At 68.9% G+C, this 12178-nt stretch carries 12 protein-coding genes; 6 read left to right on the top strand and 6 right to left on the bottom strand.

Annotation, left to right across the window (positions count from 1 at the left end):
- The first annotated feature begins 48 nt into the window (after positions 1-48).
- The 6 genes from QFW96_RS18940 to thpD all read left to right on the top strand — a co-directional run bounded on the left by QFW96_RS18940 (position 49) and on the right by thpD (position 5314).
- Entirely contained in the window at positions 49-525 is a 477-nt protein-coding gene (locus tag QFW96_RS18940; RefSeq protein ID WP_281457023.1) for a DUF2127 domain-containing protein, read from the top strand.
- A gap of 172 nt (positions 526-697) precedes the next feature.
- Complete coding sequence (locus QFW96_RS18945; protein ID WP_281457024.1) at positions 698-1432, top strand: S1 family peptidase; 735 nt, start codon at positions 698-700, stop codon at positions 1430-1432.
- A 435-nt stretch (positions 1433-1867) separates the two neighbouring features.
- The gene (ectA, locus tag QFW96_RS18950) at positions 1868-2347 is read left to right on the top strand and encodes a diaminobutyrate acetyltransferase (RefSeq protein WP_281457025.1); all 480 of its coding nucleotides are present in this window, start codon (positions 1868-1870) and stop codon (positions 2345-2347) included.
- A gap of 72 nt (positions 2348-2419) precedes the next feature.
- A complete protein-coding gene (gene ectB / locus QFW96_RS18955; protein WP_281457026.1) occupies positions 2420-3667 on the top strand; it encodes a diaminobutyrate--2-oxoglutarate transaminase in 1248 nt (415 codons plus the stop codon).
- Positions 3668-3808: 141 nt separating this feature from the next.
- A complete protein-coding gene (locus QFW96_RS18960; RefSeq protein WP_093415539.1) occupies positions 3809-4198 on the top strand; it encodes an ectoine synthase in 390 nt (129 codons plus the stop codon).
- A gap of 216 nt (positions 4199-4414) precedes the next feature.
- Positions 4415-5314 carry an ectoine hydroxylase gene (gene thpD / locus QFW96_RS18965; protein ID WP_281457027.1) on the top strand — a complete coding sequence of 300 codons (900 nt, stop codon included), beginning with the start codon at positions 4415-4417 and terminating at the stop codon, positions 5312-5314.
- A gap of 231 nt (positions 5315-5545) precedes the next feature.
- On the opposite strand, the gene QFW96_RS18970 is transcribed toward thpD, so the two are convergent.
- The 6 genes from QFW96_RS18970 to QFW96_RS18995 all read right to left on the bottom strand — a co-directional run bounded on the left by QFW96_RS18970 (position 5546) and on the right by QFW96_RS18995 (position 12084).
- Positions 5546-6817: an alginate O-acetyltransferase AlgX-related protein gene (locus QFW96_RS18970; RefSeq protein WP_281457028.1), complete on the bottom strand. Its 1272-nt coding sequence runs from the start codon at positions 6815-6817 to the stop codon at positions 5546-5548.
- A gap of 10 nt (positions 6818-6827) precedes the next feature.
- On the bottom strand, positions 6828-8264 hold the full coding sequence (locus tag QFW96_RS18975) for an MBOAT family O-acyltransferase (protein ID WP_281457029.1): 1437 nt from the start codon (positions 8262-8264) through the stop codon (positions 6828-6830).
- A 107-nt stretch (positions 8265-8371) separates the two neighbouring features.
- Positions 8372-9328, bottom strand: coding sequence for a 23S rRNA (guanosine(2251)-2'-O)-methyltransferase RlmB (gene rlmB / locus QFW96_RS18980; protein WP_281457030.1), 957 nt, complete (start codon positions 9326-9328; stop codon positions 8372-8374).
- Positions 9329-9331: 3 nt separating this feature from the next.
- Positions 9332-10720, bottom strand: a complete 1389-nt coding sequence (gene cysS / locus QFW96_RS18985; protein WP_281457031.1) for a cysteine--tRNA ligase — start codon at positions 10718-10720, stop codon at positions 9332-9334.
- A gap of 245 nt (positions 10721-10965) precedes the next feature.
- Positions 10966-11646: an HAD family hydrolase gene (locus tag QFW96_RS18990; RefSeq protein WP_281457032.1), complete on the bottom strand. Its 681-nt coding sequence runs from the start codon at positions 11644-11646 to the stop codon at positions 10966-10968.
- Between the two features lie 195 nt (positions 11647-11841).
- Complete coding sequence (locus QFW96_RS18995; RefSeq protein WP_281457033.1) at positions 11842-12084, bottom strand: hypothetical protein; 243 nt, start codon at positions 12082-12084, stop codon at positions 11842-11844.
- Between the last annotated feature and the right edge of the window lie 94 nt (positions 12085-12178).

Below are 12178 nucleotides of genomic sequence, written 5' to 3' on the forward strand. Positions count from 1 at the left end.
ACACCGACGTCGGCGCCGCGGTCGGCGACGGCGGCGCATCATGGGGGTGTGGCTGGTGGACCGACGCTGACGGACAAGCTGTTCCGGGTGGCGGTGTGGCTCAAGGGCCTGGACGCCGTGACCCAGCTGCTCGGCGGCGTGCTGCTGATCTTCTTCTCGCCGCGCGAGCTGACCCGGATCGCGCACGGCGTGGTGACGCGCGATCTGCTCGGCCCGCCGACCGGCGCGCTCGCCGGGCACTTCGAGGAGGCGGTGCAGCACTTCGCGGGCGGCACCCGCGCCTTCGTGATCGGCTACCTGCTGGTGCACGGCCTGATCAAGCTCGTCCTGGTGATCGCGCTGCTGCGCGAGGCGGTCCGCTGGTACCCGGTGGCCATCACCGCGCTGGGCCTGTTCGTGCTCTTCGAACTGGTCCGGGGCGTGCAGACGCACTCGCTGGTGCTGCCCGCGCTCACCGCGCTGGACATCGTGATCATCGTGCTGGTGATCAAGGAGTATCGCGAGATCCGCCGGGACTCCGCCTGAGCCGGAGGGGAATCCGATCTCCCGGGGTTGAATTGCGTTGGGAAATACTGGGAATTGCCGGGTGCCGCATTTCCCGGTGATGGCGAGTTGTGCTCAATCAATGGACAGCACCACTCGATCGAGTGAAGGTCGATTTCGGCTCTCGCCCAACCGCGAACCGAAGGAGACCAACGTGTCGCTCGTCCGCAATCTCGCCGGACTCGCCGGTGCCGTGATCGCCGGCGGCCTGCTGGCGGTGCCCGCGCAGGCAGCCCCCACCCCGCAGGACGTCCAGCCGTACATCATCGATGGCCGCGAGGTGGACAGCGCGCCGTGGGCGGCCCGGCTGTTCGTCGACGACCAGGAGACCTGCACCGCCTCGATCATCGCCCCCGAGTGGATCCTCACCGCTCAGCACTGCGTCGCCGACGCGGCCGACGGCAACGGCCTGAGCTTCAACGTCGGCGACGTCGACCAGACCAAGGGCGAGCACGTCAACGCCATCCCCGGCGAGGTGCACATCCACGACACCGCCGACATCGCCCTGGTCAAGATCGACAAGGCGGTGCAGACCGACTACGCGCCGCTGGGCGACCCGGGCACCGTCGCCAACGGCGACACCGTGCAGACCTACGGCTGGGGCGCGACCTGCACCGACAAGCCGGAGATCGAGTGCCAGGCGCCGATCCTCAAGGTCGCCGACGTCAACGTGACCGGCGTGAACGGCGACTGCACCGACTACCGCGGCGGCCAGGCCATCTGCGCCTCGCGCGGGGACGGCATCCCGGCGGGCGGCGACTCCGGCGGCCCCATGTTCGCCGGTGACAAGCAGGTCGGCGTGGCCTCCACCAGCGACCGCGCGACCTCGACGGCCTACGTCAACATCACCGAGTACCGCGACTGGATCTCGGGCCTGGCCGGCGTCTGATCGACCTCCCACCGGGGACCCCGACGCAGGCACGGGTCCCCACTCCAGCGGGCGCATTCGCCCGGGGCGTGCCGGCCCCGGCGGGTGCGCCCGCTTCCATTTCTCACCTGATCCGAGCAGTATTCACAAGACCGGAAGATTTCCTGCCCGACGCGGATCAGCCGCTCTCGGAATCACCGTTTCCGCTGGTCAGAGGTTGCCGAAAATTGTCCTGCAAATCCCCGGAGAGACCGGCTAGCACCGGCTCAGACGGCGGATCAACGTTTCTGTAGTGCTTCTCACGTGTAAAATCGAGAATCGCCTGGTAGATGCCGGAAGAAAGGCGTGAGAACCTGACTCACGACGGATGTTCTGTTAAGTTGGCACAACATGACCGGCGATAAACCGAGCCATAAACACGAAGATCGGAATGGCGGAAGCGGTTCAGCCGGACGGTTGGAGATCGACGCTCCGGTCGTCGCGGACGGCCCTGAGCTCTACCGGATCACTCGCGATTCGGCAGTGCTCGATGTGAACTCGTCCTACGCATATTTGTTGTGGTGCCGGGACTTCTCGCAGACCTCCGCGGTGGCGCGTGTCGACGGTGCGGTAGTGGGCTTCGTGACCGGGTTCATCCGGCCCGACGCTCCGGACACCCTCGTGGTGTGGCAGATCGCCGTCGATGCCTCCCAGCGCGGTGGTGGCGTGGCCGGCAAGCTGCTGAACCACCTGGTCGATCGAGTGCGGGGGCGCGACGTGCGATTCCTGGAGACCACGATCACCCCGGACAACACCGCATCGATCAAGCTTTTCAGCGCGCTGGCGCGCGACCGAGCGACGCAGATCACCAGCAGCGAGTTGTTCACCGCTGACCTGTTCCCGGACTCGCACCTGGGAGAGGACCTGTACCGCATCGGGCCGTTCGACGCCGCCTGAGGCAAAGCCACTCCACTCTTTCCCGTCTTCAAGCGCCGGGCGCCCGCGCGCCGTCGGCCGAACGGAGGATCCGTGAACGACATCTTCGCCACCCTCGAATCTGAAGTCCGCAGCTACAGCAGAACGTGGCCGACCACGTTCGACCGCGCGGTCGGCAGCTACCTCTACGACGAGGACGGCACCGGCTACCTCGACTTCTTCGCCGGCGCGGGTGCGCTCAACTACGGGCACAACAACCCCGCGCTCAAGCAGAAGCTGCTCGACTACATCGCCCGCGACGGCGTGACCCACGGTCTCGACCAGGCCACCAAGGCCAAGGCCGAGTTCCTGGAGTCGTTCAACACCAACGTGCTGCAGCGGCGCGGGCTGAACTACAAGGTCCAGTTCCCCGGCCCGACGGGCACCAACTCGGTGGAGTCGGCGCTGAAGCTGGCCCGCAAGATCACCGGCCGCGAGTCGATCATCAGCTTCACCAACGCCTTCCACGGCATGACGCTGGGCTCGCTGTCGGTCACCGGCAACTCGATGAAGCGCGGCGGCGCGGGCATCCCGCTGGTGCACGCCACCCCGATGCCCTACGACGACTACTTCGACGGCCAGGTGCCCGACTTCCTGTACTTCGAGCGGATGCTGGAGGACAGCGGTTCCGGCCTCAACGAGCCGGCCGCGGTCATCGTCGAGACGCTGCAGGGCGAGGGCGGCATCAACTCCTCGCGCCCCGAGTGGCTGCGCGGCCTCTACGACCTGTGCCAGAAGCACGGGATGCTGATGATCGTCGACGACGTGCAGATGGGCTGCGGCCGGACCGGTCCGTTCTTCTCCTTCGAGGAGGCCGGCATCCAGCCCGACATCGTCTGCCTGTCGAAGTCCATCGGCGGCTACGGCATGCCGCTGGCGCTGACGCTGATCAAGCCCGAGCACGACGTGTGGGAGCCGGGCGAGCACAACGGCACGTTCCGCGGCAACAACCCCGCGTTCGTCACCGCCGCTGAGGCATTCCGGCTGTACTGGTCGAACGACGAGCTGGAGAAGTCGACCATCGCCAAGGGCGAGCGGGTCGGCCAGGTGCTGGAGGAGATCGCCGCCGAGCACGGTGGCGCCATCGCCAAGGGCCGCGGGCTGGCTCGCGGCCTGGGCTTCGAGGACACCAACGTGGCGGGCAAGGTCTCCAAGGCCGCGTTCGACCGCAAGCTGCTGATGGAGACCTCCGGTCCCTCCAGCGAGGTCCTCAAGATCATGCCGCCGCTGACCGTCTCCGACGACGAGCTGGAGAAGGGCCTGGAGATCGTGCGCGACTCGGTTCGTGCCGTTCTGGCCTGATTCGACGTTGCTTCCGCGGGTCGGGAGGGTGAAAAAGCCATTCGAACGGCTTTCACCTCTCCCGACCCGAGCACGTCGTGCGGCAAGCTGCGTGTGGCGCGTTCCCGCGCAGTGCACCAACCAAGATTCACAGGAGGAAACGTGATCGTCCGGCACCTCTCGGAGATCGAGGACACCGACGCCGACATCAAGACCGAGAACTGGCGCAGCAAGCGCATTCTCCTCGCCAAGGACAAGCTGGGCTTCTCGGTGCACGAGACCACGCTGTACGCCGGCACGGTGAACGACTTCTGGTACGCCAACCACATCGAAGCCGTGTTCATCACCGAGGGCGAGGGCGAGGTCGAGAACAAGGCGACCGGTGAGGTCCACCAGCTGAAGCCGGGTTCGATCTACGTGCTCAACGACGCCGACAAGCACCAGGTGCGTCCCAAGACGACCATGAAGACCGTGTGCGTGTTCAACCCGCCGGTCACCGGTCGCGAGGTGCACGACGAGAACGGCGTCTACCCGCTGATCGTCGAGGACTGATCATCGCGGGCTGATTCAGCTCCACGCGCGGCGGGTACCCGGAGACCGGGGACCCGCCGCGCTGTCATTCACCACCAGGGTTTTCCCCACGCGTGCGACGTGGGGGAACGCGGGCACTCGACGTGTGCCGCTTCTCAACGAGGAACCGAGAACGGCGGGCGGTGTCATCCAGACATCGATCCGCTCCGGCGGGAATTCGCGAAGGAGGCGCAACCCATGACCGTCGCTGATCTGAGCACCACGGACCGCTACCCGACGCGGGGCTCCGATTCGGCGTTGCTCGAACGGACCGATCCGACCGTCTGGTCCGGTGGGCCCACCGGACCGGCCACGCGCGACGAGCTGGCCGCCCACGACACCAAGGGCTTCCACGTCCAGGAGGGGCTGCTGTCCCCCGCGGAGGTGCAGACCTACTGGCAGGAGCTGGAGCGGCTGACGCGCGACGAGGAGGTCCGCGCCGACGAGCGCACGATCATCGAGCGCTCGTCCGACGAGGTCCGGTCCATCTTCGAGGTGCACCGGATCAGTCCGCTGATCGGGGAGCTGACCCGCGATCCGCGGGTGCTCGACCGGGCCAGGCAGATCCTGGGGTCGGACGTGTACGTGCACCAGAGCCGGATCAACTACATGCCCGGTTTCCGCGGCACCGGCTTCTACTGGCACTCCGACTTCGAGACCTGGCACGCCGAGGACGGCATGCCGGACCCGCGCGCGGTGAGCATCTCGATCGCGCTGACCGACAACTTCCCGTTCAACGGCGGTCTGATGATCATGCCGGGCGCTCACCGCACGTTCGTCTCGTGCGCGGGTGAGACCCCGGAGCAGAACCACAAGACCTCGCTCAAGCAGCAGCGGGTGGGCGTCCCGTCCGAGGAGGCCATCACCAAGCTCGCCTACGAGCACGGGATCGAGCAGTTCACCGGCCCGGCGGGCTCGGCCCTGTGGTTCGACTCCAACTGCATGCACGGTTCGGGCAACAACATCACGCCCTATCCGCGCTCGAACATCTTCATCGTGTTCAACAGCGCGGAGAACTCGCTGGTGGATCCCTACGCGGCCAGCGCCCCACGCCCGAACCACATCGCCTCCAGGGACTTCACCCCCCTGCAACGCTGACACCGACGGCTGGGCTCGGAGCGGGGCGCCTGACCACCCAGGCACCCCGCTCCACCCTCCCGGCCCGTCCGCGCCGCCCCGCCCGACGCGACGCGACGCGAGGCGAGGCGAGGCGAGGCGAGGCGATGTCACGGTGACAACGTCCGTTGCCAGTGGACAGTTTTAGCCATAACTGTCCGGACAAAAAGGACATTGATCATGGGTGATTATGGCTAAAACTGTCCACTGCCCTCACCTCACGGGGTGGGCGGCGAGGACCTGGCCGACCTCGGTGGCGACTTCGGGGTTGAGGAGGGGGTACCTGCCGCCGGCCACGAAGCGTTCTGAGAGTTCGAAGGTGATGACCTCGCCCTGGGCGAGGAGTTCGGCCGTGGCTCGGGGCTGGGTGGCGACGTTGTCCGGGTGGGTGATGGTGACGTCGGCGTAGGTGGCCGCGAGGTAGGGGCTGGCGAACTGGGTGAAGGAGTCGCCGACCACCCGGACCGGAGCCGTGATCATCCCCGGTTTCGGGGTCGACCTCAGGTGCAGCGGCTCGTGGAAGTCGCTGGGCTTGAACTGCGTGTTGTCCTCTCCCCCGTCCGGTGCCAGCGCGTAGGCCTGGATGTCCACCGCGCGATCCTGGCCCAGCAGGTCGGGGATGTCGGCGCTGTGCGGGTACCGCCGCGACGGCGTCATCTTCCAGGTGCCGGTGATGCCCGGCGAAAGCCGTTCCGCCAGCTGGTAGACCATCGTCGCGCCGCCCTCGTGGGTCCAGTGCGTGTCGATGTCGTGGTAGATCGGGTGCCCGTTGCGCTCGGCCGCTCGGCGCAGCGGCGCGCGCAGGTCGATCGCGCCGGTCGCCTTCGGGACCCGCCGCCAGAACTCCTCCCGGGCCGCCTCCGAGCAGTCCTTCCCCGCGTAGTTCTCCGGCAGGTGCTCGGGGTACGCGGTCGACTTGTCCGGGGCGATGACCAGCTGGAACGTCCGGCCCGACGACTCCACGGCCTTCCGCCACGCGCGGAGCCCGGCGATGATCTCGTCCGTCGTGCGGCTCGGCACGCAGCGGTAGGACACGTCGTGCCCCAGGTACAGCCAGCCGTCGCGGCCCTCGATGACCGGCGGGAACACGCTCTCGTCGATCGGCGGTTTGGCGTCCACCTGTCCCGCACCCACCGGCGAGCTGTGCGACCCACCCGCCAGCGGCGCCGGCTCGCCGAACACGCCCCGGCTGATGCCGCTGACCGCCTGCACCGCCGCCTTGCGGAACGGCAGGTGATCGGTGGCCCACCCGTTCAACCCGGTGAAGAACCCGAAACCCTCGGTGACGCTGGGGAACTCGGCCAGCGGCCGGTTCTCCAGCTGCTCCGGCCGCGCCCCGAACAACCAGCTGCTCAACGGCGCGCTGAAGAACGCCAGCGCGCAGATCAACGCCACCAGCTGACGTCGGCCGTGCCGAGGCCGGTGCAGCGGGTGATCCCGCGGCAACCACGCCTCGTGCACCGGAGGCAGCTCCGGAGTCCTCACCTGTCCCCTCCTAGAACTGGTAGTACAGGAACGGGCTGAACGTGCCGGTGGCGACGAGCAGGCCCGCGTAGCCGAGGCCCGCCGTGAGCACCACCGCGCGCACGACGTAGGCCTCGCGGGTGCGGACCGCCTCCAGGAACGGGCCGGTGCCCGAACCAGCTGGCAGCAGCACCACGATCAGCGCGATCAGCAGGAAGAACAACCGCTGGTGGGTCACCGACGCCGCGACGATGTCGGTCAGCCCCGCCAGGTCCGGGATCAGCATGTGCCCGAGCATCCCCAGCGCGCTGCCCAGGTCGGGTGCGCGGAAGAACACCCAGCCGACCACCACCAGCAGCAGCGTCAACGCCCGCCGCGCCAGTCGTGACCGCAGGTCCGCGGGTGCGGCCGACCAGCCGAAGCGGCGCTCCAGCACCAGCAGACCGCCGTGGAACAGCCCCCACACCAGGTAGGTCCACGCGGCGCCGTGCCAGAAACCGGTCAGCACGAAGATGATCGTCAGGTTCCGGTACGTCGTCGCCGTGCCGCGGCGGTTGCCGCCGAGCGGGATGTAGACGTAGTCGCGGAACCAGCGCGACAGCGACATGTGCCAGCGCCGCCAGAACTCGGTGATCGTCACCGACGAGTAGGGCCGCGCGAAGTTCTCCGGCAGCCGGAACCCCAGCATCCGCCCCAACCCGATCGCCATGTCCGAGTAGCCGGAGAAGTCGAAGTACAGCTGCATCGTGTAGCCGATCGCGCCCAGCCAGGCGATCGCGAACGTCATGTCCTGCGCGGGAGTCGCGAAGCACGCGTCGACCATCGGTGCCAGCGTGTCGGCGACGACGACCTTCTTCGTCAAACCCCAGGCGAAGCGCGGGAACCCGGCCGCGATGTCATCGAGCCGGTGCGTGCGGCGCTGCGGCAGCTGATCGGCGATCTCCCGGTAGCGCACGATCGGACCCGCCACCAGCTGCGGGAACATCGCGATGTAGGTGACGAACGAGACCGGGTCCCGCAGCGCCGGGCGCTCGCCCCGGTAGATGTCCACCACGTAGGAGATGTGGTGGAACGTGTAGAACGAGATGCCGATCGGCAACGCCAGGTGCAGCACCGGGTAGTCGCCGCCGAACCAGCGCGCCAGCACCGCCAGCTGCTCGGTCGCGAACCCCGCGTACTTCCAGATCAGCAGGATCGTCAGGTTGAACGCGACCACGCCGATCAGCAGCCACCGGCGGCGTTCCCGCTGCCCCGGCCAGTCGTCGCCCGGCTCCAGGCGGCGACCGGCCAGGAAGTTCACCGCGATGCACGCCAGCAGCAGCACCGTCGTGCCGCCCGCCCCGCTCGCGTAGAACAGCAGGCTGGCCAGCGCGACGACGACGTTGCGCCCGCTGCGGGGTGCCACCAGCACGACCGCGAGCACGGCCGGCAGGAAGTACCACAGGAACAGCGGCGAAGCGAAGGACATCGAAGGGCCTCGGTTGCGGGAGGCCCACGCCTCCTCGGATCGGTTGCCGGAGCAGCCTAACCGAGGTCAGCGCGTCGCAGGTCCGGAATGGACCGAGCTCTCGCCCCTCAGCGGACCCGGCGCCGCCGGGCGACCTCGGAGAGCACGACACCCGCGGCGACCGAGGCGTTGAGCGACTCGACGTCGCCGGCCATCGGGATCGACACCGTCTGGTCGCAGGTCTCGCGCACCAGGCGCGACAGCCCCCGCCCCTCCGAGCCGACGACGACCACCAGCGGGCCGGTGGCCAGCTCCAGCTCGTCGGAGGTGATGTCGGAGTCCGCGTCGAGGCCGACGACCATCAGCCCGGCCTCCTTGTAGTCCTTGAGCGTGCGCGTGAGGTTGACGGCCTTGGCGACCGGCAGCTTCGCCGCCGTGCCCGCGCTCGTCCGCCACGCCACCGCCGTGATCCCGGCGCTGCGCCGCTGCGGCACGACCACGCCGTGCGCGCCGAACGCGGCCGCCGAGCGGATCACCGCGCCCAGGTTGCGCGGGTCGGTGACGCCGTCGAGCGCCACGATCAGCGGCGGCAGGCCGGTGTCCTGCGCGGCCGCGAGCACCTCGTCGGGGTGGGCGTAGTCGAACGGCGGCACCTGCAGGGCCAGGCCCTGGTGCATCGCGTTGTGGGTGAGCCGGTCCAGCTCGACGCGCGGCACGTCGAGCACCGGGATGCCCCGGTTCTTGGCCTCGCGCACCGCTTCGGTGACCCGGTCGTCGACGTCGATGCCCTGCGCGACGTACATGCCGCTGGCCGGGACGCCTGCGCGGACGCACTCCACCACCGGGTTGCGCCCGGCGACGAGCTCGGGCGCGTTCTCCGCCGCGGCCTGGCGCTTGGCGCGCTGCTGGTCGGCCTTGGCGCGCTGGTCGGCGCGCTTCTTGGCCGGGTGCGTGACGCGGTCCTCCGCCTTCGGGGTCGGGCCCTTGCCCTTGAGACCGCGCCGCCGCTGCCCGCCGGAACCGACGACCATGCCCTTCTTGTTGGTCTTGCGCACGCCACCGCGGCGCTTGTCGTTGCCGGCCACGAGTTACCCGTCTTTCAATGTCCACGTCGGACCGTCGGGGGTGTCCTCGACGGCGATCCCGCCCTCCTGCAGCCGGTCTCGCAGCAGGTCGGCGGTGGCGAAGTCCTTCTCCGCGCGCGCCTTCTGGCGCTGCTCCAGCACCAGGCGCACGGCCTCGCCGAGGGCGTCGCGGGCGGCGTCGCCGCCCTCCTCGGCCCACTGCGGCGACAGCGGGTCCAGGCCGAGCACCCCGGTCATCGCGCGCACCGACGACGCGGCCGCGCGGGCCGCCTCGTCGTCACCGCGGTCCAGCGCGGCGTTGCCCTCGCGGACCGCCGCGTGGATGGCGGCGGTCGCCTGCGGCGTGCCCAGGTCGTCGTCGAGGGCTTCGGCGAACTCCGCGGCGACCTCGCCCGGCTCGACCGAACCGGCGCGGGAGACGACCTTGCGGACGAAGTTCTCGATCCGCCCGTACGCCGAAGCCGCCTCCTGCAGGCCCGCTTCGGAGAACTCGATGGTGGACCGGTAGTGCGGGGTGACCAGGTAGTACCGCAGCTCCACGGCCCGCGCGCGCTCCAGCACCGCCGGGATGGACAGCACGTTGCCGAGCGACTTCGACATCTTCTCGCCGCTCATGGTGACCCACGCGTTGTGCATCCAGTACTGGGCGAACCCGTCGCCCGCGGCGTGCGACTGCGCCAGCTCGTTCTCGTGGTGCGGGAACACCAGGTCCAGGCCGCCGCCGTGGATGTCGAACTCGCCGCCCAGGTAGAAGGTCGCCATCGCCGAGCACTCCAGGTGCCAGCCGGGGCGCCCGTGGCCCCACGGCGTCGGCCAGCTCGGCTCGCCCGGCTTCGCGCCCTTCCAGAGCGTGAAGTCGCGCGGGTCGCGCTTGCCGGAGGCCAGCGACTCGCCCTGCTGCACCTCGTCGAGGCGCTGCCCGGAGAGCTTGCCGTACTGGTCGCCGTAGGAGGCGACGTCGAAGTAGACGTCACCGCCGGACGGGTAGGCGTGGCCCTTGTCGATGAGGCGCTGGATCAGGTCGATCATCTGCGTGACGTGCCCGGTGGCGCGCGGCAGCACCGACGGCGGCAGGCAGCCCAGCCGGTCGTAGGCCGACTCGAAGGCGCGCTCGTGCGTGGCAGCCCACTCCCACCACGGCCGGCCCGCTTCGGCCGCCTTGGTGAGGATCTTGTCGTCGATGTCGGTGACGTTGCGCACCAGGCGCACGTCGTAGCCCGAGCGCTGCAGCCAGCGGCGCAGCACGTCGAAGTTCAGCCCGCTGCGGACGTGACCGACGTGCGGAACCCCCTGCACGGTGGCACCACAGACATAGATCGACGCCACTCCGTCGCAGCGCGGGTGGAACTCGCGCGTCGTGCGGGTCGCTGTGTCATGTAGGTGCAGGCTCACGACCCCGATGGTACGGGGAAGGGCTTCAGGGCAATCACGACAGGCCGACCGAGCTGATGGTGGTCACCCTGCTTGGCGGTGCGGGTAGCGGAACCTGAGCGCTGCCGTGGACTCCGTGCGCCGCTCCTTATGTATGCCAATACGCGGCGTCACGGCGTACTCGCCACGAAAGCGCTCAGAACCCGCGGCGGTGCAGGTTGCTTAGGTGGGGCACAGAGAAAGCACCTTCGGTGCTTGCCTGACGGTCAGCGCAGCAGATCGCCCACCGCGTCGATCAGGCCGGTCGGGCGTTCGCTGGTCGGAGCGGGGTCGACGATCGCGACCTCGCACCCGACACCGGCCGCGCCGCCGTCGGCCTCCTCGCTGTCGCCGACCATGAGCGCCTCCTCCGGGGCGACGCCGAGGCGCTCGCAGGCCCGCAGGAAGATCTTCGGATCCGGCTTGATCACCTCTTCGAGGTACGACAGCAGGAACTCGTCGACGTGCCGGCTGACGCCGAGGCGGTCGAAGGCCGGGCGGATGTCGAAGGCGATGTTGCTGATCACACCCACCTTCACGCCCTGCTCGGACAACCGGCGCAGCACCTCGGCGGCGTCCGGGTACGGGGTCCACTGGTCGGGGTCGATCAGCCGGGCGTAGAGGCCGTGCGCCTGCCGGTCCGGGACGCCGGAGCTGCGCAGGACCTCGACGTAGACCTTGCGGTGCAGCTCGGGGTCGAGGTCGCGCTTCTCCCACGCGTCCAGGAACTCATCGCCGAGCTCGACGATCCGGCCGGTCGGTGCGGTCATCCGCCGCATGATCTCGGCCTGGGCGGAGAGGTCGAAGGGGGTTCCGTCGGAGTCGGTGAGGTCGGAGTACCAGGACGGGTTCTCCTCCAGTCGGAACAGGGTGCCGGAGAAGTCGAAGATCACCGCTCGCAGAGTCACACGGCCACGGTATGCGCGCCGGGCGAACCCGACATGAACATGCGGCCTAGCTCACGACCAGGGGCGGAGATTTCCCCCGTTCGCCGGGCTCCCGGGTCGCCGGAGTACGGGTCTCCTGGGAATCGTCCCCGGCGAGAGGACAGTTTTAGCCAGAACTGTCCGGACAAAACGGACTTCGATCATGGGCAGTTCTGGCTAAAACTGCCCGCACTGGAGTGATGATTCCGCACTGCGGAAACGATCTCGGTCGGAGTCGTCGTTCTTCATCGGGAGGACGATGGCCGCGACGCTCGCCGCGGCGCTCAGCCACAGCAGCACGACCGCCAGCGCCAGGTCGAGCTCGTCGCCCAGCGACCACAGCACGACCGACACCGGCCACAACACCAGCGGCTGCACCACGAGCAGCCGACGCACCCACCGGTTCCGCTCGATCACCATGCTTCGAGGATCGCGCGCGGGCGCCCCCGATCAGAAGGGTGCGAGCCCTGAGTTTTCCCCGACTCCAACTACCCGTCACACCGGGGTAGCCGGC

The sequence above is a fragment of the Saccharopolyspora ipomoeae genome (assembly GCF_029952525.1).
In the GTDB taxonomy this organism is placed as follows: domain Bacteria; phylum Actinomycetota; class Actinomycetes; order Mycobacteriales; family Pseudonocardiaceae; genus Saccharopolyspora; species Saccharopolyspora ipomoeae.